This window comes from Pseudomonas asturiensis (genome assembly GCF_900143095.1).
GTDB classification, from domain to species: domain Bacteria; phylum Pseudomonadota; class Gammaproteobacteria; order Pseudomonadales; family Pseudomonadaceae; genus Aquipseudomonas; species Aquipseudomonas asturiensis.
Genome location: NZ_FRDA01000003.1, coordinates 211,678 through 231,446 on the forward strand (window position 1 = coordinate 211,678; position 19,769 = coordinate 231,446).

The 19,769-nt window shown below is 58.6% G+C and carries 19 protein-coding genes, 1 tRNA gene and 1 pseudogene; 18 read left to right on the forward strand and 3 right to left on the reverse strand.

Translation table 11 applies throughout. The features are described 5' to 3' along the window. The first annotated feature begins 82 nt into the window (after nucleotides 1–82). The 4 genes from BUB69_RS06650 to BUB69_RS06665 all read left to right on the forward strand — a co-directional run bounded on the left by BUB69_RS06650 (nucleotide 83) and on the right by BUB69_RS06665 (nucleotide 5,162). Nucleotides 83–2,419 carry a type III effector HrpK domain-containing protein gene (locus BUB69_RS06650; protein ID WP_073163624.1) on the forward strand — a complete coding sequence of 779 codons (2,337 nt, stop codon included), beginning with the start codon at nucleotides 83–85 and terminating at the stop codon, nucleotides 2,417–2,419. A 73-nt stretch (nucleotides 2,420–2,492) separates the two neighbouring features. After that, nucleotides 2,493–3,887, forward strand: coding sequence for a membrane-targeted effector domain-containing toxin (locus BUB69_RS06655; protein WP_073163626.1), 1,395 nt, complete (start codon nucleotides 2,493–2,495; stop codon nucleotides 3,885–3,887). 325 nt (nucleotides 3,888–4,212) lie between these two features. Continuing rightward, entirely contained in the window at nucleotides 4,213–4,857 is a 645-nt protein-coding gene (locus BUB69_RS06660) for a hypothetical protein (RefSeq protein WP_073163628.1), read from the forward strand. 5 nt (nucleotides 4,858–4,862) lie between these two features. After that, nucleotides 4,863–5,162 carry a hypothetical protein gene (locus tag BUB69_RS06665; protein ID WP_073163630.1) on the forward strand — a complete coding sequence of 100 codons (300 nt, stop codon included), beginning with the start codon at nucleotides 4,863–4,865 and terminating at the stop codon, nucleotides 5,160–5,162. 41 nt (nucleotides 5,163–5,203) lie between these two features. On the opposite strand, the pseudogene BUB69_RS06670 reads toward BUB69_RS06665, so the two are convergent. Both BUB69_RS06670 and BUB69_RS06675 read right to left on the reverse strand, forming a co-directional pair. Further along, nucleotides 5,204–5,509: pseudogene (locus BUB69_RS06670) on the reverse strand (transposase domain-containing protein); the annotation flags it as partial. Between the two features lie 138 nt (nucleotides 5,510–5,647). Next, nucleotides 5,648–5,732, reverse strand: a tRNA-Leu gene (locus BUB69_RS06675). A 117-nt stretch (nucleotides 5,733–5,849) separates the two neighbouring features. On the opposite strand from BUB69_RS06675, the gene queA reads away from it, so the two are divergent. From queA to BUB69_RS06705, 6 genes are all read left to right on the forward strand, one after another. Next, entirely contained in the window at nucleotides 5,850–6,914 is a 1,065-nt protein-coding gene (queA, locus tag BUB69_RS06680; protein ID WP_073163633.1) for a tRNA preQ1(34) S-adenosylmethionine ribosyltransferase-isomerase QueA, read from the forward strand. Nucleotides 6,915–6,928: 14 nt separating this feature from the next. Further along, nucleotides 6,929–8,044: a tRNA guanosine(34) transglycosylase Tgt gene (gene tgt, locus BUB69_RS06685; protein WP_122697207.1), complete on the forward strand. Its 1,116-nt coding sequence runs from the start codon at nucleotides 6,929–6,931 to the stop codon at nucleotides 8,042–8,044. A gap of 55 nt (nucleotides 8,045–8,099) precedes the next feature. Continuing rightward, the gene (gene yajC, locus BUB69_RS06690; RefSeq protein ID WP_002552468.1) at nucleotides 8,100–8,435 is read left to right on the forward strand and encodes a preprotein translocase subunit YajC; all 336 of its coding nucleotides are present in this window, start codon (nucleotides 8,100–8,102) and stop codon (nucleotides 8,433–8,435) included. A gap of 62 nt (nucleotides 8,436–8,497) precedes the next feature. After that, nucleotides 8,498–10,366 (forward strand): protein translocase subunit SecD, encoded by a 1,869-nt coding sequence (gene secD / locus BUB69_RS06695; RefSeq protein ID WP_073163635.1) that lies wholly within the window; start codon nucleotides 8,498–8,500, stop codon nucleotides 10,364–10,366. Between the two features lie 9 nt (nucleotides 10,367–10,375). Then, nucleotides 10,376–11,287, forward strand: coding sequence for a protein translocase subunit SecF (gene secF, locus BUB69_RS06700; RefSeq protein ID WP_073163638.1), 912 nt, complete (start codon nucleotides 10,376–10,378; stop codon nucleotides 11,285–11,287). Nucleotides 11,288–11,397: 110 nt separating this feature from the next. Then, a complete protein-coding gene (locus tag BUB69_RS06705) occupies nucleotides 11,398–11,937 on the forward strand; it encodes a glycine zipper 2TM domain-containing protein (RefSeq protein ID WP_073163641.1) in 540 nt (179 codons plus the stop codon). A gap of 63 nt (nucleotides 11,938–12,000) precedes the next feature. Here BUB69_RS06705 and suhB read toward each other — a convergent pair whose 3' ends face one another. Beyond that, complete coding sequence (suhB, locus tag BUB69_RS06710; RefSeq protein WP_024687099.1) at nucleotides 12,001–12,816, reverse strand: type III secretion system regulator SuhB; 816 nt, start codon at nucleotides 12,814–12,816, stop codon at nucleotides 12,001–12,003. Between the two features lie 215 nt (nucleotides 12,817–13,031). On the opposite strand from suhB, the gene trmJ reads away from it, so the two are divergent. The 8 genes from trmJ to hscA all read left to right on the forward strand — a co-directional run bounded on the left by trmJ (nucleotide 13,032) and on the right by hscA (nucleotide 19,767). After that, nucleotides 13,032–13,799 (forward strand): tRNA (cytosine(32)/uridine(32)-2'-O)-methyltransferase TrmJ, encoded by a 768-nt coding sequence (trmJ, locus tag BUB69_RS06715; protein ID WP_073163643.1) that lies wholly within the window; start codon nucleotides 13,032–13,034, stop codon nucleotides 13,797–13,799. Further along, the gene (gene cysE / locus BUB69_RS06720; protein WP_024695241.1) at nucleotides 13,799–14,587 is read left to right on the forward strand and encodes a serine O-acetyltransferase; all 789 of its coding nucleotides are present in this window, start codon (nucleotides 13,799–13,801) and stop codon (nucleotides 14,585–14,587) included. Before trmJ ends, cysE begins: the two co-directional genes overlap by 1 nt. A gap of 158 nt (nucleotides 14,588–14,745) precedes the next feature. Next, nucleotides 14,746–15,237 (forward strand): Fe-S cluster assembly transcriptional regulator IscR, encoded by a 492-nt coding sequence (gene iscR / locus BUB69_RS06730; RefSeq protein WP_024687096.1) that lies wholly within the window; start codon nucleotides 14,746–14,748, stop codon nucleotides 15,235–15,237. A gap of 44 nt (nucleotides 15,238–15,281) precedes the next feature. Further along, nucleotides 15,282–16,496 carry an IscS subfamily cysteine desulfurase gene (locus BUB69_RS06735; protein WP_024687095.1) on the forward strand — a complete coding sequence of 405 codons (1,215 nt, stop codon included), beginning with the start codon at nucleotides 15,282–15,284 and terminating at the stop codon, nucleotides 16,494–16,496. A gap of 86 nt (nucleotides 16,497–16,582) precedes the next feature. Next, on the forward strand, nucleotides 16,583–16,969 hold the full coding sequence (gene iscU / locus BUB69_RS06740; RefSeq protein WP_002552476.1) for a Fe-S cluster assembly scaffold IscU: 387 nt from the start codon (nucleotides 16,583–16,585) through the stop codon (nucleotides 16,967–16,969). Nucleotides 16,970–17,003: 34 nt separating this feature from the next. Then, nucleotides 17,004–17,327 carry an iron-sulfur cluster assembly protein IscA gene (gene iscA / locus BUB69_RS06745; RefSeq protein WP_002552477.1) on the forward strand — a complete coding sequence of 108 codons (324 nt, stop codon included), beginning with the start codon at nucleotides 17,004–17,006 and terminating at the stop codon, nucleotides 17,325–17,327. Nucleotides 17,328–17,337: 10 nt separating this feature from the next. After that, nucleotides 17,338–17,859, forward strand: a complete 522-nt coding sequence (hscB, locus tag BUB69_RS06750) for a co-chaperone HscB (RefSeq protein WP_073163646.1) — start codon at nucleotides 17,338–17,340, stop codon at nucleotides 17,857–17,859. Between the two features lie 45 nt (nucleotides 17,860–17,904). Beyond that, a complete protein-coding gene (gene hscA / locus BUB69_RS06755; protein WP_073163648.1) occupies nucleotides 17,905–19,767 on the forward strand; it encodes a Fe-S protein assembly chaperone HscA in 1,863 nt (620 codons plus the stop codon). Nucleotides 19,768–19,769: the final 2 nt, after the last annotated feature.

The following is a 19,769-nucleotide window of genomic DNA, read 5'->3' on the forward strand; positions in this document are numbered from 1 at the left end:
CGGTGATCTGGAGGGGAACTGGAACCAACTCGCACCGCCAGCCACACAGTGAGCATCCCTCACTCCCGGATGGCGACTCAGCATGCGTATTTCCAGTTCTCCCTTCAGCGGTATCGTGTCTCAACCACCCCCTGGCGAACTGGCGAGCGAGTCGCCACTTGCCAATGCATTGCTCAAACCTGGCGGCGGCACGTCAGCCGGTGCGCAATGTGGCGTGCAATTCGGCCAGCCTGCGCAGAATTCACCCGCTGCGCTCAAAGGCAACGAGCAAACCGCATCATCACTGCTGGCCTTGTTGTTCCAGGGTGCCGGCAGGGCGTCTGCCCGCGTCAGCCCTGAACCTCTACCTCCTTGCACGACCGATCCTGCTCAGACCGATCCCGCTCAAGTCGCGCCTGCAGCCCCGGCAGCGCCGACCGACAGCGTCACGTCCAGCGATGCGGCCGATCCGGCCAATGCGCCAAAGGCGGCTGATGCTGCGTTTCTCGACAACTCCGAATATTCCTCTCCAGAAGAGCTGAAGCGCTGGGAACCGCTGGTCGCCAACCTGCCGCCTGAACAGCGTTTGCAGGCGCAGCAGGAACTCAACCGGCCCATCGCGGCTGCGCGGATGGCCGCAGGCAAGGGGCCTGATGCCGAGAAGGCCATGGAATTCATCAACGCTAACCCGGCCCTGAAGACTGCCGTGGATGTGGGCAAGAGTGGTGGCAACGCAGACGGCAAGATTACCAACAAGGACCTCAAGGCCTTCGCCAAGAATATGGAGAAGGCTGCTGACAAGGCGGACAAGGACTTTGCCAAGTACGTTGAGGACAACCCCAACGCCGATCCGCAATCCCTGGAGATGGTGCGTAACGCCTCGTTGATGCAGGCCAACCTGCCGCTGGTGCGCGCCGCCGACCCGCATAACGCTGTGGGTGCAGCCGACAAGACCAAGGTCGATGGCAACATCAGCGCCGACGATCTCAATGGCCTGACCGCCGGCAACCCGGGCCTTTCTGGCGTACTCAAGCAATCGTGCAACACCTGGGCGCAACCCGGCTTTCTCGGCCAGCTCGACGAGGCGGGCATGACAGGCCGCGCCAAGGCCGCCCACAGCCCCGACCAACTGTTCGACTCGAAGAACCTGAGCGAGTGGATCAAAAAGGCCGCACCCACCAATGGCGGCCAGTTCGCCAGCATGCTCAGCGATGCCGCCACCGTGAATGCGGTATCGGGCATCGACATCAGCAAGCTCGATTCAAAGGTTTTCGACCAGCCCAAATCGTACAGCGGTGCGCAGAAGGCGGCGGTCATGATCAAGCTGCAGCAGACTCAGCAAAGCGTGATTGCGGGGCGTCAACTGCGCAATACCGAGAAAACCGAAGCAGGGCTGAACGAGAGGATCGCCCAGCTACAGTCCGATCCCGATGTGCAGGCGTACCTCAACAAAGCTGTTCCCGAGCAGGAGCGCAGCCTGGTACGCAGCGACGCCGCGCTGCAGAAAGCCGTCATCCAGCAGGCGCAGAACGTCAACAGCGGCCAGGCGCTGCAAACCGACATGGCGACTGCCGACAAGGCCGTCAACAAACGTAACCCGAATGTCGATTACAGCAGCGCCATCGACGGCATGTCGGCCCAGTTGCAGTTGCAGCAAGACCTGTTTCCGGATGCCAAGGTGCCAACCTCTCAGGAGGTGCTGGGCAATCGCCCGGATCTGAGCGCCACGATTCAGAACTCGTACGTCGAAAATTTTGCAAACGGCGGTGCGCTCAAACAGCTTCTCGGTCAGAAAAAAGTGGATGGCGAGCAAGCCATGCAAACGCTGGCTGGCCAGAAAGCGGCCTACGACAGCGTGCTGCCCAGCGAACTCACGGACAGCGTGAATGAGAGTTACGCCAACTCCACGGTCAGCGAACTGCAGAACAGCAAGAAAGGTCGCAAGCTGCTTGAAGGCAAGACCGATGAAAGCCAGGGGCCGTCGGTGGCGGCCGAGCTTCTTGCGGGCGGCGGACCGAAGATTCTCCGGTCGGTGATGGGCTTCGCTTCTGTGAAGGACATGCTGGCCAACGGCGACAAGCTCGGTGCCTCGCAAGTGATCTACGACAGCACCAAGTACGGCGCACAGGCGATCAAAGGCGGGATCGATGCGGGCGCCAAAATGCTGGGCCGTGAAGCCTCGGTCGGGCTTGGCCGCATGGCCGGGCAACTGGCCGGACGCGCCGTCGCCATGGTCGCGGGTGAAGCCGCAGGCATGGCAGCTGGTATGGCGGTGGGTGCTTCTATCCCGGTTATCGGTTGGGCTATCGATGGCGCCATGGCGCTGGGTTTCGGGATTTCCATGATCGTCGACGCCGTCAAGAAGCACAAAGCGCAAAAAGCCTTCGACCATAACGTCGATCCCGTGCTGAACCAGTTCGGGATTCCAAAGGCGCATTGATCGCCTGAAAGACCAGAGGCCGCGCCGACTGACGCCGGCCTCTGCATGATTATTCACACCTGGAGATTCAACCATGAGACCCGTTGGCGGCCCGTCTTCCAGCTATTACCCACCGATGCCCGAGGCTGAGGGACCCGTAACGCAAAAAGCTGAAAATCCATCCCGCTCCTCTCACACCAGCGCATCTCAAGCACCCACTGCCTTGGCAGAAGCGCCGTCGTTAGCGAATATCACCCACTATCGCGCCAGACGTTTCTCTGAGGAGGATGCAGAAAAAGTCAGAGCCATGCTTGAAAAAATGGCGCCTTCAAACAGTGAGGGCACTGCAAAGCATGCCGGGAAAATCAGATCTGATGCAGCGAGCAGCAGCCATGTGCATCGCAGTCAGATTGTGGCTTCAAGCTCACGCGCGACCGCAGCGCATTCAGCCGTAGACTTCAAGGCCAACGATCTCGCCGAACTGGCCCGTTGGTGCGAGAGCCAGCACCCGTTCAGCCTCGACCCCACAAAAACCGCTGGCAAGGATAATAAGCTGCCTGCCAATCTGGTCGCCGAGCTGCTGGGAAATGGCAAGGCCGCTATCAAAAAAGGCCTTGATGCAAAAGGTATAAAGCTGGAAGACGTTGTTATAGCGGAGAGCCGAAAGCATCTGCACATAAACCTGAATCTTCAGGAAATGGACTACTGTCTGGGGCGCAATAAAGGCCTGTGGATGCCCGATGATCAGAGCAAGAAGTTGATCGACAGGGCAAACCTTTATTTCGAGGATTTCAACGCTCAGGACATCCCCGCACTGGCACCGATCACGAACCTGAAAAGCAAGGAAAGCCTTGGCGTGATGCGTGAGTTATTGCGTGACTCACCGGGGCTGATTGTTGGTGAAGGGCACGGCGCAATATCAAGCAAGCGCGAATTGATAAAGAACTTCAAAAGCCTGAAAGCCGACGGTGTCAACACGCTCTACATGGAGCATCTGTGCGTTGAGTCCCACAGCAAAGCCCTCAACGAATACTTGAACTCCCCGAAGGGCAGTCAGATGCCCGCCCGGCTGAAGGTCTATCTGGATATGCAGACCGCTGGCAATCGAAGCCCGGATCAGGCCGCTCCGAAGTACGGCTTTAAAAAGCTTTTGGAGGCGGCCAAAGAAGCCGGGATGCACGTCGTCCCTCTGGACACGACCAAGACCTACGCGACCTCGGGCCAGGCTGACTTCAAGCGCATCAAAGCAATGAACTACTATGCAGCGCAGACAATAAGCCTGAGCAAGCCAGAGGGAAAATGGATCGCTTTTGTCGGTTCGACTCACGCCACGACCTTTGAAGGCGTGCCAGGCCTTGCACAATTGCAGGGCGTCAGAAGCCTGATCATTGATGATCATGGAACCAGGTCGAAGCCCTCCTTGGAGATCAACGTAAAGGATTACGCAGGCAAACTTAATCCAGACGCAACGCTTTCTTATAAGGTCTGAAACGGATCGCTGAATCCGATCGCTGATTGGGCAGCGAGCGGCGGAGAGATTAGCGTGGAGGAATTTGATTAACAGTGGGCCGCGATGGTTTGAGAGACGGGAAAATTCTGGTGCTTTGTGCGACGTTTCCGGTTTTTTTCCCGCCAGCCAAGGACGATATCTGGTCGTGCATAATGGTCGCCGCTACTGATTCGTGTCCTTGATTTCCCTGACAGCGTGCGAGGATGGACAAGATGTGTACAGGCTGTCCCAGGTCACGAATCACTGAAGCAAGCAAGTAGGCGTACTCATTAACTAAATAACGTTTGATTAGGGCTTGGGCGACATGGAAGCGTTTTGCGGCACCGAATCGAATGGCAGTCCTACCTGGGGCGGTCTGGATCTTTTTATATGGAAGGTAGTGCCGGAGCGATTGGGCGGAGGCCGAGGCTACATTCAGCGCTTCAAAAGTGCATGGGTGATCCACAACAAGCGTTTCATTACAGCAGCGGCCGTCAGAAATTCGCTCCCTGTCGAGCTGCTGGCTGGCGTGTGCTGGATCGAGACAGGAGGCGACCCCAATTTTATCGATAGAATAGCGTTTGAAGTGCGTGTGTTCGACCATATAGGTAATTTACCGACCACAATAACGAATGCTCCCGCCAAGACTAGTTTTGGCTGGGTAAGTATCCAGCTCAGAGCTGCAGCGCTCACCATAGGCGTCAATCCTGAAAGCTTGAGCAGCAGCCAATTACGCACATTGGCCAACTGTCTTGAACAGGATGTTTTTAACATCGACCTTGCCGCGAAGCATTTGCGAATGCTTGCCGACCACGACTCATTCAGAACCATTGGGTTGGAAGAGGCCAGAATCATCGGTGCCCGTTACAACCGTGGTATGGACTTGCCACTGGCCAGAATCAAGGAAAATACAAGCTATGGAAATTTCATAGTGAGCAACTGGTCTGTTTTCAATCGGCTCATGAAGTGAGAGACATGAAGGCTAAGGGAATACTGGTTCGGGTTGTTTTGTACACCCTCTATTTCGGAGGTCTTGCGCTGTACATGATGCTCCACGGCTCAAAATACGACTGGATGGACACTGGCGCATTGATGCCCTTGCCCCACGATCCGACGATGACGCTTATTGAAGACGGCTCGGGTGACCGTTCCGTGGTACGGGGTGTTGCCGTAATCGTTCTGGTGGGCGTTCAGGTGTTGATTTTTTTGAAGCTATCGAGGCTGGAGTCAGTTTTGATGGCGGTCTTATTAGCTGTGGTATTGGTTGCGTTATAGGCGCTCCATAAACCCCAACTGGCCAAAGGTGATAGGAGCGTTTAACGGTGAGGTCGAGGTGCGCAGCTCCACGGCAGCAGGGCTTCGTAATCCTCAATTGAGGATGCCATTGGCAAGTGCTCAAGTGTGTGGCGCAGCCATGCATAGGACTATTGGCCGTTAGCTTTGGCAGTCTCGACCAGACTGTACTGTTGAACATTGGTCGTAGCGCTTTTGGGCGTGTCGCTGAGCAACCCGTTCGGCCGTCCGATCACGAAGGAGCCGATCGCCCGCGCTGCGGCGTTGTTGTCGATCGGCGCGTCACCCTCCTCAACGTTCCGTTCGAGTTTGCTACCGTTGCCGGGCAGTTAGCTGATGTCCTTGTCCAAGGCGTATCACGGGCGTTCTCACCGCGTTTTCGATCTTTGCGCGGTCGAGCAGCACACACAAAACCAAAAAACGCAGACGAAAAAAAAGACCTTGAATTTCAGGGTCTTTTTTAATGTTGGTGCCCCGAGGGAGAATCGAACTCCCACTTCTTTCGAAAACGGATTTTGAATCCGCCGCGTCTACCAATTCCGCCATCAGGGCTCAATGGCGGCGAAGTATAGGGATGAGTTTTCCGTTGGTCAACAGGGATTTGCGCGGGTTTTTTACTAATTCCGCCAAACCGGATAAACTTCCCGGCCCTGCTAAACGAACCCCATCATGCGCGTCGCTGACTTTACCTTCGAACTCCCGGATTCCCTGATTGCTCGTCACCCGCTGGCCGAGCGTCGCAGTAGTCGTCTGTTGACCCTTGACGGGGTGAGCGGCGCGCTGGCACATCGTCAATTCACTGATTTGCTCGAGCATTTGCGCCCGGGCGATTTGATGGTGTTCAACAATACCCGCGTCATTCCTGCCCGTCTGTTCGGACAGAAAGCCTCTGGCGGCAAGCTGGAGATTCTGGTCGAGCGCGTGCTGGACAGCCATCGTGTGCTGGCGCATGTGCGCTCCAGCAAGTCGCCCAAGCCGGGTTCGTCGATCCTCATCGACGGCGGCGGGGAGGCCGAGATGGTGGCGCGGCATGACGCGTTGTTCGAGCTGCGTTTTGCCGAAGAGGTGTTGCCGTTGCTCGACCGGGTCGGGCACATGCCGTTGCCTCCTTATATAGACCGACCGGACGAAGGCGCGGACCGCGAGCGTTATCAGACCGTTTACGCCCAGCGGGCCGGTGCCGTGGCGGCTCCCACGGCGGGTCTTCATTTCGATCAGTCGCTCATGGAGGCGATTGCTGCCAAGGGCGTCGAGACGACCTTTGTCACGCTTCACGTCGGGGCGGGTACGTTTCAGCCGGTGCGTGTCGAGCAGATCGAAGATCACCACATGCACACTGAATGGCTGGAAGTCGGCCAGGACGTGGTCGATGCCGTGGCTGCGTGCCGCGCACGGGGCGGGCGGGTGATCGCGGTCGGGACTACCAGCGTGCGTTCGCTGGAAAGTGCGGCGCGTGATGGTGTGCTGAAGCCGTTCAGTGGCGACACCGATATCTTCATCTATCCAGGTCGGCCGTTTCACGTGGTCGATGCGCTGGTGACCAATTTCCATTTGCCCGAATCCACGTTGTTGATGCTGGTTTCGGCGTTCGCCGGTTATCCCGAGACCATGGCCGCCTACGCCGCGGCCATCGAGCATGGGTACCGCTTCTTCAGTTACGGTGATGCGATGTTCATCACCCGCAATCCCGCGCCGACGGCCCCACAGGAATCGGTACCAGAGGATCACGCATGAGTCGCACCTGTCGTATGTCGTTCGAGTTGTTGGCCACTGACGGCAAGGCCCGTCGCGGTCGCCTGACCTTTCCGCGTGGCGTGGTCGAGACCCCGGCGTTCATGCCGGTGGGCACCTATGGCACGGTCAAGGGCATGCTGCCACGCGACATCGAAGCCACCGGGGCGCAGATCATTCTGGGCAACACCTTTCACCTGTGGCTGCGTCCGGGTACCGAGGTCATCAAGGGCCACGGCGACCTGCACGATTTCATGCAGTGGCAGGGTCCGATTCTGACCGACTCCGGCGGGTTCCAGGTGTTCAGCCTGGGCGCGATGCGCAAGATCAAGGAGGAGGGCGTGACCTTCGCCTCGCCGGTCGATGGCGCCAAGGTGTTCATGGGGCCGGAAGAGTCCATGCAGGTTCAGCGTGATCTGGGTTCGGACATCGTGATGATCTTCGACGAGTGCACGCCATACCCGGCCGATGAAGACGTGGCGCGCATCTCCATGGAGCTGTCGCTGCGCTGGGCCAAGCGCTCCAAGATCGCGCATGGCGAGAATACCGCTGCGCTGTTCGGCATCGTTCAGGGCGGCATGCACGAGAACCTGCGCATGCGCTCGCTCGAAGGCCTGGATCAGATCGGTTTCGACGGCCTGGCCATCGGCGGTCTGTCGGTGGGCGAGCCCAAGCACGAGATGATCAAGGTGCTGGATTACCTGCCGGGCCAAATGCCAGCAGACAAACCTCGTTACTTGATGGGGGTAGGCAAGCCGGAAGATCTGGTCGAAGGTGTGCGCCGCGGTATCGATATGTTCGACTGCGTCATGCCGACCCGCAATGCCCGCAACGGTCATTTGTTCATTGATACCGGTGTGCTGAAAATTCGTAACGCGTTTCACCGGCATGACAATTCGCCGCTGGATCCGACCTGCGACTGCTACACCTGCAAGAACTTCTCGCGCGCTTATCTGCATCACCTGGACAAGTGCAACGAAATGCTGGGGAGCATGCTCAATACAATCCACAATTTGCGGCACTACCAGCTGCTTATGGCTGGTTTGCGCGAGGCTATTCAACAGGGTACATTGGCCGCCTTCGTCGATGCCTTCTATGCCAAACGCGGCCTTCCTACGCCGCCTCTGGGTTGAAACAGAACGAGTTTTTCCCGCTTTTCTATACTAATTATGTAACTTGGAGCGACACATGAGCTTTTTCATCTCTCCCGCTTTCGCGGATGCTGCTGCACCGGCTGCCGGTCCTGCGGGTAGCGGTTTCGAGTGGATCTTCCTGGTTGGCTTTCTGGTCATCTTCTATCTGATGATCTGGCGTCCACAGGCCAAGCGCGCCAAAGAGCAGAAAAACCTGCTGGGTAACCTGCAGAAGGGCGACGAAGTGGTGACCAGCGGTGGTATCGCCGGCAAGATCAACAAAGTGACCGACGATTTCGTCGTGATTGAAGTGTCCGACACCGTTGAGCTGAAAATCCAGAAGGGCGCTATCGCAGCCACTCTGCCAAAAGGCACCCTGAAAGCGATCTGAGTACCAACTTTTACCCATCGACGGGGCGCGCAAGGCGCCCCGCGTTTTAAGCGGGCGGCGTGATGCTGAACAAATACCCTCTGTGGAAATACGTACTGATCCTGGCGGTGCTGGTGATCGGTTTTATTTATTCCGCACCCAATCTCTACCCTGACGATTCGGCCATCCAGATCAGTGGCGCCAGTACCGCGCTGCAAGTCACTCAGGCAGATGTGGATCGTGCAGCCAAGGCGCTGACCGATGCCGGCATTGCGGTCAAGGCTTCTTCTCTGGCTGAGAATGGCAAAGGCGGTTTGTTGCGTCTGAGCAAGCAGGAAGACCAGTTGCCGGCCAAGGATGTCGTGCGCAAGGCGCTGGGTGATGACTACGTCGTCGCGCTGAACCTGGCTCGTACCACGCCGAACTGGCTGCGCAATGTTGGCGCAACTCCGATGAAGCTCGGCCTCGACCTGTCCGGTGGTGTGCACTTCCTGCTGGAAGTGGACATGGACAAGGCAATCGATGCCCGTCTGAAGGTCTACGAAGGCGAAGTCAAAACCCTGTTGCGCAAGGAAAAGGTGCGTTATCGCAGCCTGCCGCAGTTGGGTAACGTGATTCAACTGGGCTTTACCGACGATGCAGAGCGCGAGCAGGCTCGTGCATTGGTGCGCAAGACCTTTACCGATTTCGAAATCACGCCTGCCGAGCTGAACGGGATTCCCGTGCTGCGCCTGGCGCTGACGCCGGCCAAGCTGGCCGAGATTCGCGAATACTCCATCAAGCAGAACCTGACCACAGTGCGTAACCGGGTCAACGAGCTGGGTGTTGCCGAGCCGCTGGTACAGCGCCAGGGTGCCAACCGCATCGTGGTTGAACTGCCAGGCGTGCAGGACACGGCCGAAGCCAAGCGTATTCTGGGCAAGACCGCCAACCTTGAATTCCGTCTGGGCGCAGGCCCTGATGATTCGAAAGGCACCACCGAGATGTTCGAATTCCGCGAAGGCGGACGTCCGGCGGCTGCGGTGGAGCGTGGTCTGATCATCACCGGTGACCAGGTGACCGACGCCAAGGCGAGCTTCGACGAGCATGGTCGTCCACAGGTGAACATCAACCTTGATGGTCATGGCGGCGAGTTGATGAGCCGCGCAACCCGCAGCAACGTGGGTCGCAGCATGGCGGTGATCTTCATCGAGCAGCGTCCGACCACCACTTACACCAAGCAGATGGTCAATGGCGTCGAGAAAGACGTACCGGTCCAGACCTTCAAGGAAGAAAAGAAGATCATCAGCCTGGCGACCATTCAGTCGCCACTGGGCAGCCAGTTCCGTATCACGGGCCTGAACGGTCAGGGCGAATCGTCCGAGCTGGCGCTGCTGCTGCGTGCCGGTGGTCTGGCCGCACCAATGTACTTCGCTGAAGAGCGCACCATTGGTCCGAGCCTGGGTGCTGACAACATCACCAAAGGCATCGACGCTTCCCTGTGGGGCATGCTGTTCGTGTCGCTGTTCATCATGGCCATCTACCGCTTCTTCGGTCTGATCGCCACGGTGGCACTGGCCTTGAACATGGTCATGCTGCTGGCATTGATGTCGCTGCTGGGTGCCACACTGACTCTGCCGGGTATCGCGGGTATCGTCCTGACCATGGGTATGGCGGTGGATGCCAACGTACTGATCTTCTCGCGGATACGTGAAGAGATCGCCAATGGCATGACGGTGCAGCGCGCAATCAGCGAAGGTTTCGATCGTGCCTACACGGCGATCCTCGACGCCAACCTGACGACGCTGCTGGTCGGCGGCATTCTCTTTGCGATGGGCACAGGCCCTGTCAAAGGGTTTGCGGTAACCATGTCGCTCGGGATCTTTACCTCGATGTTCACAGCCATCATGGTGACCCGCGCAATGGTCAACCTGATCTATGGCGGTCGTGACTTCAAGAAGTTGTGGATTTAAGGGGCTGCCATGAAACGTACCATCAACTTCATGGGCGTTCGCAATGTTGCGTTCGCCATCACCATGCTCCTTACCGCACTGGCGTTGTTCAGCTGGTTCCATAAAGGGCTTAATTTTGGTCTGGACTTCACCGGCGGTACGCTCATCGAGCTGACCTACGAGCGTCCTGCCGATCTGGGCAAGGTTCGTCAGGAACTGGTTCAGGCGGGCTATCACGAAGCCGTTGTGCAAAGCTTCGGTGCGACCACGGACCTGCTGGTGCGCATGCCGGGTGAAGACCCGCAACTGGGTACCCAGGTTGCAGATGCGCTGCGCAAGTCGGGTGCTGACAACCCGGCGGTGGTCAAGCGCGTTGAATTCGTCGGCCCGCAGGTTGGTGAAGAGCTGCGCGACCAGGGCGGCATCGGCATGCTGCTGGCGCTCGGTGGCGTACTGATCTACCTGGCGTTTCGTTTCCAGTGGAAGTTCGCGGTCGGTGCCATCATCTCGCTGATCCACGACGTTGTCGTGACGATGGGGATTCTCTCGTTCTTCCAGATCACCTTCGACCTGACGGTGTTGGCGGCGGTACTGGCGATCATCGGTTACTCGCTGAACGACACCATCGTCGTGTTCGACCGGGTGCGCGAGAACTTCCGTCTGCTGCGCAAGGCGTCGTTGATCGAGAACATCAACATCTCCACTACGCAGACGCTGCTGCGCACCATGGCGACATCGATCTCCACGCTGCTGGCGATTGTCGCGTTGTGGGCGTTTGGTGGCGACAGCCTGGAAGGCTTCTCTATCGCGTTGTTCATCGGTGTACTGGCGGGTACCTACTCGTCGATCTACATCGCCAACGTGGTGTTGATCTGGCTGAACCTGACCACCGAGGATCTGATTCCTCCGGTCGTGGTCGAGAAGGCGGACGATCTGCCTTAATAGCCAGCTGTCATTAAAAAGGCGCGAGTGATGAACTCGCGCCTTTTTTTATGCTCCAAGGCTAGGCATTGCGCAGTAATGCTGCGTTTCGATTGGGTCAGGAGGTTCAAGTGAACAAGTCTATGCTTGTTGGTGCTGTATTAGGTGCTGCTGTTGTGACTGCAGGCGGTGCCGTTGCCACCTATAGCCTGGTCAAGGGTGGTCCTGAGTATGCTGATGTATTGGCTGTCGAGCCGATCAATCAGCAGATCAAAACCCCCCGTGAAGTTTGCAAGGACGTAACCGTTACCCGTCAGGCGCCGGTCAAGGACCAGCACCAGATCGTGGGTAGCGTCATCGGTGCCGTTGCCGGCGGTTTGCTGGGCAATCAGGTCGGTGGTGGTAACGGCAAGAAGCTCGCGACGGTTGCGGGTGCGGTCGGCGGCGGTTATGCCGGTAACAAGGTCCAGGAAGGTATGCAGGAGCGTGACACTTACACCACGACGCAGAACCGTTGCACGACAGTCAACGATGTTAGCCAGAAGGTTGTAGGTTACAACGTGAAGTACAAGCTGAACGAGAAGGTGGGTCAGGTCCGTATGGAGCGTGATCCAGGCAATCAGATTCCTGTCGACAAGAATGGTCAGTTGATTTTGGGCCAGGCCCAATAAGTCAGCCGAGCTTCTGCAAGGCATAAAAAAACCGGCTTTCGCCGGTTTTTTTACGTCTGTCGCTTAGCGCTTCAGTGAAGGCGGCAGGTGCGGGGCGATCGCCGTCAGCACAGCCTTGAAGCACTTGGTGTTACCGGCAACGATGTGGCCTTTCTCCAGGAAGTCGTGACCGCCTGTGAAGTCGCTGACCAGTCCACCTGCTTCCTGAATCAGCAGGGCGCCGGCAGCCATGTCCCACTCGGACAGGCCCGATTCCCAGAACGCGTCGAAACGACCGGCCGCTACGTACGCCAGGTCCAGGCTGGCAGCGCCTGCGCGGCGAATGCCTGCAGTCTGGCCGACCAGGCTGCGGAACATGCCCAGGTAGTTTTCGATGTTGTCCATCTGGTTGTCGCGGAAAGGGAAGCCGGTACCCAGCAGTGCGCCTTCAAGGCTCTTGCGCTGGCTGACACGCAGACGACGACCGTTCAGTGCGGCACCACGACCACGACTGGCGGTGAATTCTTCCTGACGGACCGGGTCCAGAATGACAGCGTGTTCTAGGCGGCCGCGGTATTTGCAGGCGATGCTGACCGCGAAGTGCGGGATGCCGCGAACGAAGTTGGTGGTGCCGTCCAGTGGGTCGATGATCCACAGGTAATCGGTACCTTCGCCGCTGCCTTCATGCATGCCGCTTTCTTCACCCAGGATGCCGTGGGTCGGGTACGCCTTGCGCAGAGCGGTGATGATGCTCTGTTCGGCGGCACGGTCGATCTCTGTGACGTAGTCTTTGGCTTCTTTTTCGTCGACCTTGATGGTATCCAAGCGCTCGATGGAGCGGAAAATCAATTCGCTGGCGCTGCGGGCGGCGCGCAGCGCGATATTCAGCATGGGCTGCATGGACAATTCACCTAAGGTTGTTAAAGAGAGCCGGCCATTCTATGGGGTGCGTCGAATTATTTCCAGCCTTGCGTTGTAACGGTTGTCGGGTTTCAGGGCATTTTTCATCGCGCGCGGGTGCGGCCAAAGGTCGCCTGGCTTGAACAGGTTCATAGCGTTAATCGGGGTGTTTCTGTAAGATTTGCCCCCCTAATTCGCGTCAGTGAGCGTTCGCCTTGTTGCAGAACATTCGTGTTGTCCTGGTCGGCACTACCCATCCCGGAAATATCGGCGGGGCCGCTCGCGCCATGAAAAACATGGGGCTTTCGCGCCTGGTACTGGTCGATCCGCGGATCTTTCCGTCGCCCGATGCCGATGCACGTGCGTCCGGCGCCACCGATATTCTGGAAGGTGCCCAGGTCGTCGCCACTCTTGAAGAGGCGCTGGTGGGTTGCCGTCTGGTGCTGGGGACCAGTGCGCGTGATCGCAGTTTGCCGTGGCCGATGCTGGACCCGCGCGCCTCGGGCGTGAAGGTTGTCGAGCAGGCAGGGCAGGGCGCCGAGGTTGCGCTGGTGTTCGGTCGCGAACACGCCGGCTTGACCAACGAAGAGCTGCAGCGTTGTCATTTCCATGTGCACATCCCGTCCGACCCCGGTTTCAGCTCGCTGAATCTGGCTGCTGCCGTGCAGGTGCTCAGCTACGAAGTGCGCATGTCCTGGCTTGCTGCCAGTGAGCAGCCGGCTCAGGGCGAGGCGTCAAAAGCTGCGCACAGCGCCGAGCTTGCGACCATGGACGAAATGGAAGGTTTTTACGGTCATCTGGAAGCAACCCTGGTGGCCATCGGTTTCCTTGACCCCGAAAAGCCCCGTCACTTGATGGCGCGGTTGCGCAGGCTTTTCGGTCGCAGCGAAGTCGAGCATTCCGAGCTCAGCATCCTGCGCGGGATTCTTACCGAGACCCAGAAGGCCGCGCGCGGTGAACCCTACAAGCGGAAGGATCAGTGATGTTCGAGCGTCTGCGAGAAGATATTCAAAGTGTGTTTCACCGTGATCCTGCCGCGCGCAACGCGTTCGACGTCCTGACCTGCTATCCGGGCATGCACGCCATCTGGCTGCACCGTTTTGCGCATATTCTGTGGGGTAAGGGCTGGAAGTGGTTGGCGCGAGTGGTGTCCAATTTCGGCCGCTGGATGACCGGGATCGAGATTCATCCGGGGGCTCGGATCGGTCGCCGTTTCTTCATCGATCACGGCATGGGCATTGTGATCGGTGAAACCGCCGAGATCGGCAATGACGTGACGCTGTATCAGGGCGTGACCCTGGGCGGCACCAGCTGGAATGCCGGCAAGCGCCACCCGACCCTGGAAGACGGAGTGGTGGTCGGGGCCGGTGCGAAGGTGCTGGGCCCGTTCACGGTGGGTGCCGGAGCCAAGATCGGCTCCAACGCAGTGGTGACCAAGGCAGTGCCTGCCGGTGCCACGGCGGTCGGTATTCCGGGGCGCATCATCGTCAAGTCTGACGACGAAACCGAAGCCAAGCGCAAGGCCATGGCTGAAAAGCTGGGTTTCGATGCCTACGGTGTCAGCGCCGACATGCCCGACCCGGTCGCGCGCGCCATCGGCCAGTTGCTCGACCACTTGCAGGCAGTCGATGGTCGTCTCGAAGGCATGTGCGGCGCACTCAGTCGGCTGGGCAGCGACTATTGCGCCAAGGATCTGCCGGAGCTGCGCGATGAGGTCTTCGATTGCGTGAAGGACAAGCGCGAAGACAGGCTCGAGGACAAGGTCGACTGATCAGGGTGGGGGTCGCGGGCGTGCCATTGTGCCGCACCTTTGCTATGATGCAGCCCGCACTTTTTGCTAATCCCGACTGTTTTACTCGGTCTAATAGTTGACTCATTTACTCGGGAATAGCATACTCGCGCTTATTCCGATCCTCTGCGGTACACGCCATGCGACTGACTACAAAAGGCCGATACGCTGTAACAGCCATGCTTGACCTGGCCTTGCACGCGCAGACCGGGCCAGTGTCTCTGGCCGATATCTCCGAGCGACAGGGCATTTCCCTGTCTTATCTCGAGCAGCTGTTCGCCAAGCTGCGCCGCGGCAACCTGGTTTCCAGTGTTCGCGGCCCTGGCGGTGGTTATCAGCTGTCTCGCGACATGAAAGGTATTCAGGTGGCGCAGGTCGTCGACGCGGTGAACGAATCGGTCGATGCCACGCGCTGTCAGGGACTGGGTGATTGCCATGCTGGCGACACCTGTCTCACTCACCACTTGTGGTGCGACCTGAGCCAGCAGATTCACGAATTTCTAAGCGGTATCAGCTTGGCGGATCTTGTCACTCGCCGTGAGGTACAAGAAGTCGCTCAGCGCCAGGATATGCGCCGTAGCCATAGCAATACGTCGCAACTGGGTAAGATTGAAACGTCCGCCGTTGAATGAACGCAGATGAATGAGCGGTGCGCCTGCCTGATAGGAGAGCTTCAATGAAATTGCCGATTTACCTCGATTACTCCGCGACGACCCCGGTCGATCCGCGTGTCGCGCAGAAAATGATCGAATGCCTGACAGTCGAAGGAAACTTCGGCAACCCGGCATCGCGCTCCCACGTCTTTGGCTGGAAAGCTGAAGAGGCGGTCGAGAATGCCCGCCGTCAGGTCGCCGACCTGGTCAACGCCGATCCGCGTGAAATTGTCTGGACCTCCGGTGCCACCGAGTCCAACAACCTTGCGATCAAGGGTGTTGCGCACTTCTACGCCAGCAAGGGTAAGCACATCATCACCTCCAAGGTCGAGCACAAGGCCGTCCTGGATACCACGCGCCAACTGGAGCGTGAAGGTTTTGAAGTGACTTACATCGAGCCGGGCGAAGACGGTCTGATCACGCCAGCCATGATCGAAGCGGCACTGCGTGACGACACCATCGTGGTGTCGATCATGCACGTGAACAACGAGATCGGTACCATCAACGACATTGCAGCGATCGGTGAGCTGACCCGCTCTCGCGGTGTTCTGTTCCACGTTGACGGCGCGCAATCGACCGGCAAGGTTGAAATCGACCTGGCCAGCCTCAAGGTTGATCTGATGTCGTTCTCTGCCCACAAGACCTACGGTCCGAAAGGTATCGGTGCGCTGTACGTCAGCCGCAAGCCGCGTGTGCGCCTCGAAGCCGCCATGCATGGCGGTGGTCACGAGCGTGGTATGCGTTCCGGCACGCTGGCGACCCACCAGATCGTGGGCATGGGTGAAGCGTTCCGCATCGCCAAAGAAGAAATGGCCGCTGAAAACGTGCGCGTCAAAGCGCTCAGCGATCGCTTCTTCAAGCAGGTCGAGAACCTCGAAGAGCTTTATGTCAACGGCAGCATGACCGCCCGCGTACCGCACAACCTGAACCTGAGCTTCAACTACGTTGAAGGCGAGTCGCTGATCATGGCGCTCAAGGATCTGGCTGTGTCGTCCGGTTCGGCCTGCACCTCGGCGTCGCTCGAGCCTTCTTACGTCCTGCGCGCCCTGGGCCGCAACGACGAGCTGGCGCATAGCTCGATTCGCTTCACCTTCGGTCGCTTCACCACCGAAGAAGAAATCGATTATGCCGCGCAGAAAGTCTGCGAGGCCGTTACCAAGCTGCGTACGCTTTCGCCGCTGTGGGACATGTTCAAAGACGGCGTCGATATCTCCAAGATCGAGTGGGCGGCGCACTAATTTAAAGTCGCCTCCAAGACAGGTCGTGGTCAGCATCGGCTGGCGCGACCTGAAGAGCGGCTCCCTGATGTGAGAGGAATAGAATCATGGCTTACAGCGAAAAGGTCATCGACCACTACGAGAATCCGCGCAACGTCGGCAAGATGAACGCGGAAGATCCTGATGTTGGCACCGGCATGGTCGGCGCTCCGGCGTGCGGCGACGTGATGCGTCTGCAGATCAAGGTCAACGAGCAGGGCGTCATCGAAGATGCCAAGTTCAAGACCTACGGCTGCGGTTCGGCAATCGCTTCCAGCTCCCTGGCAACCGAGTGGATGAAAGGCAAGACTCTGGATGAAGCAGAGACCATCAAGAACACTCAGCTGGCTGAAGAGCTGGCGCTGCCACCGGTAAAGATTCACTGCTCGGTACTCGCTGAAGACGCTATCAAAGCGGCCGTTCGCGATTACAAGCAGAAGAAAGGCCTGCTGTAAGCAGTTCTTTTTCAGAAACGCGTAAGGAGTTCCGATGGCTATCAGCATGACAGAAGCTGCCGCTAACCACGTACGACGTTCCCTCGAGGGGCGTGGCAAGGGTGATGGCGTTCGTCTGGGTGTTCGCACCACAGGCTGTTCAGGTCTTGCCTATGTGCTCGAGTTCGTCGATGAGGCGGCCGGCGAAGACACCGTGTTCGAAATGCACGGCGTGAAGGTGATTATCGACCCGAAAAGCCTGGTCTATCTCGATGGCACGGAGCTCGACTTCGTTCGGGAAGGATTGAACGAAGGCTTCAAGTTCAATAACCCCAACTCGCGCGGTGAGTGCGGCTGCGGCGAAAGCTTCAACGTCTGAGGCTTCTATCGTGGGTACTCCCTGTCACTTCGCCCTGTTCGAGCTCAAGCCCGATTTTGAGCTTGATCTCGATCATCTGGCGACGCGTTATCGCGAGTTGGCGCGTGGCGTCCATCCCGACCGCTTTGCCGACGCTTCCGAGCGTGAGCAGCGTACGGCGCTGGAACGTTCCGCCAGTCTCAATGAAGCCTATCAGACCCTCAAGAGCCCGCCTAAACGGGCACGCTACCTGTTGGCCATGAATGGCAACGAGGTGCCTCTTGAGGTCACTGTGCACGATCCCGACTTTCTTCTGCAGCAGATGCAATGGCGCGAAGAACTCGAGGATCTGCAGGATGAAGCTGATCTTGCCGGAGTTGCGACGTTCAAGCGTCGGCTCAAGGTGGCTCAGGATGAACTGAACCAGAGCTTTGCTGCCTGTTGGAATGACGCTGCGCAGCGCGAGCACGCCGAAAGGCTGATGCGGCGCATGCAGTTTCTCGACAAGCTTTCTCACGAAGTGCGCCAGCTAGAAGAGCGCCTCGACGATTAACCCCGTGCTGCCTTGGCCGCACGCCAGTGATTATTCTGAAAACGCATGGCCTTACTGCAGATCGCCGAACCCGGCCTCAGTCCTCAACCGCATCAGCGCCGTCTGGCTGTGGGGATCGACTTGGGCACTACCAACTCTCTGGTTGCTGCAGTGCGCAGCGGCCTGTCCGAGCCCCTGGCTGACGCGCAAGGGGAGGTCATCCTGCCTTCTGCCGTTCGCTACCACGCTGAACGTGTCGAGGTCGGGCAATCGGCCAAGGCCGCCGCCTCGCAGGACCCGTTCAATACCGTGCTGTCGGTCAAGCGTCTGATGGGGCGCGGGCTGACCGACGTCAAGCAATTGGGTGAGCAGCTGCCTTACCGCTTCGTCGGTGGCGAATCGCACATGCCTTTCATTGAAACCGTCCAGGGGCCGAAAAGCCCGGTGGAAGTGTCGGCCGATATTCTCAAGGTACTGCGTCAGCGTGCTGAAGAGTCCTTGGGTGGCGAGCTGGTGGGAGCGGTCATCACCGTTCCGGCCTATTTCGATGACGCTCAGCGTCAGGCCACCAAGGACGCCGCCAGGCTGGCAGGTCTCAACGTCCTGCGTCTGCTCAATGAGCCAACCGCTGCGGCGGTCGCTTATGGCCTGGATCAGAAAGCCGAAGGTGTGGTTGCTATCTATGACCTGGGTGGCGGCACATTCGATATCTCGATCCTGCGTCTGACTGGCGGTGTGTTCGAAGTATTGGCCACGGGTGGCGATACCGCACTGGGTGGCGATGATTTCGATCACGCGATTGCCAGCTGGATTGTCGCCGAGGCTGGTCTGTCTGCCGACCTGGCGCCTTCTGCCCAGCGCAGCCTGTTGCAGGCAGCGTGCGCAGCCAAGGAAGCCCTTACCGATACCGATACTGTCGACGTGGCCTATGGCGAGTGGCAGGGAGCGCTGACACGTGAAGTGTTCAACGCGATGATCGAGCCATTGGTCGCCCGCAGCCTCAAAGCCTGTCGTCGTGCCGTGCGTGACACCGGGATCGAGCTTGAAGAAGTCGAAGCGGTTGTCATGGTGGGCGGCTCGACTCGTGTGCCGCGTGTGCGTGAAGCCGTTGCCGAGCTGTTCGGTCGTCAGCCGTTGACCGAGATTGACCCGGATCAAGTGGTGGCCATCGGGGCCGCGATCCAGGCCGATACGCTGGCTGGCAACAAGCGGGATGGCGAAGAATTGCTGCTGCTCGATGTGATCCCGCTCTCGCTGGGGCTGGAAACCATGGGTGGGCTGATGGAGAAGGTCATTCCGCGTAACACCACGATTCCCGTGGCGCGCGGTCAGGACTTCACCACTTACAAAGATGGCCAGACGGCCATGATGATTCATGTGCTGCAAGGCGAGCGCGAGCTGATCAGCGATTGCCGCTCTCTGGCGCGTTTCGAGCTGCGCGGGATTCCGCCAATGGTGGCGGGTGCGGCCAAGATCCGCGTCACCTTTCAGGTGGATGCCGACGGTCTGCTGAGTGTCTCGGCGCGTGAGCTGGGCTCGGGCATCGAAGCGAGCATTCAGGTCAAGCCTTCTTACGGTCTGACCGATGGCGAAATCACCCGCATGCTCAAGGATTCCTTCGAGTATGCCGGCGATGACAAGGTTGCCCGCGTGCTGCGCGAGCATCAGGTCGACGCCGAGCGCCTGCTCGAAGCGGTGCAGGGCGCGCTGGATGCAGATGGCGAGCGTCTTCTCGATGAGGAAGAGCGACTGGTCATCAACCTGCAAATGGACGAATTACGTGAATTGATGCAAGGCACCGATGGTCACGCCATCGAGCAGCAGACCAAGCGTCTGTCGCAAGTGACCGATGCATTTGCTGCCCGCCGCCTTGATTCGACGGTAAAAGCCGCACTGGCCGGGCGCAATCTGAATGAAATTGAGGAATAACT

What these genes read in the sequence shown, in the direction of transcription:
- BUB69_RS06650 (WP_073163624.1), top strand. Translation starts at nt 83, where the DNA reads ATGCGTATTTCCAGTTCTCCCTTCAGCGGTATCGTGTCTCAACCACCC.
- BUB69_RS06655 (WP_073163626.1), top strand. Translation starts at nt 2,493, where the DNA reads ATGAGACCCGTTGGCGGCCCGTCTTCCAGCTATTACCCACCGATGCCC.
- BUB69_RS06660 (WP_073163628.1), top strand. Translation starts at nt 4,213, where the DNA reads ATGGAAGCGTTTTGCGGCACCGAATCGAATGGCAGTCCTACCTGGGGC.
- BUB69_RS06665 (WP_073163630.1), top strand. Translation starts at nt 4,863, where the DNA reads ATGAAGGCTAAGGGAATACTGGTTCGGGTTGTTTTGTACACCCTCTAT.
- queA (WP_073163633.1), top strand. Translation starts at nt 5,850, where the DNA reads ATGCGCGTCGCTGACTTTACCTTCGAACTCCCGGATTCCCTGATTGCT.
- tgt (WP_122697207.1), top strand. Translation starts at nt 6,929, where the DNA reads ATGTCGTTCGAGTTGTTGGCCACTGACGGCAAGGCCCGTCGCGGTCGC.
- yajC (WP_002552468.1), top strand. Translation starts at nt 8,100, where the DNA reads ATGAGCTTTTTCATCTCTCCCGCTTTCGCGGATGCTGCTGCACCGGCT.
- secD (WP_073163635.1), top strand. Translation starts at nt 8,498, where the DNA reads ATGCTGAACAAATACCCTCTGTGGAAATACGTACTGATCCTGGCGGTG.
- secF (WP_073163638.1), top strand. Translation starts at nt 10,376, where the DNA reads ATGAAACGTACCATCAACTTCATGGGCGTTCGCAATGTTGCGTTCGCC.
- suhB (WP_024687099.1), bottom strand. Translation starts at nt 12,816, where the DNA reads ATGCAGCCCATGCTGAATATCGCGCTGCGCGCCGCCCGCAGCGCCAGC.
- cysE (WP_024695241.1), top strand. Translation starts at nt 13,799, where the DNA reads ATGTTCGAGCGTCTGCGAGAAGATATTCAAAGTGTGTTTCACCGTGAT.
- iscR (WP_024687096.1), top strand. Translation starts at nt 14,746, where the DNA reads ATGCGACTGACTACAAAAGGCCGATACGCTGTAACAGCCATGCTTGAC.
- BUB69_RS06735 (WP_024687095.1), top strand. Translation starts at nt 15,282, where the DNA reads ATGAAATTGCCGATTTACCTCGATTACTCCGCGACGACCCCGGTCGAT.
- iscU (WP_002552476.1), top strand. Translation starts at nt 16,583, where the DNA reads ATGGCTTACAGCGAAAAGGTCATCGACCACTACGAGAATCCGCGCAAC.
- iscA (WP_002552477.1), top strand. Translation starts at nt 17,004, where the DNA reads ATGGCTATCAGCATGACAGAAGCTGCCGCTAACCACGTACGACGTTCC.
- hscA (WP_073163648.1), top strand. Translation starts at nt 17,905, where the DNA reads ATGGCCTTACTGCAGATCGCCGAACCCGGCCTCAGTCCTCAACCGCAT.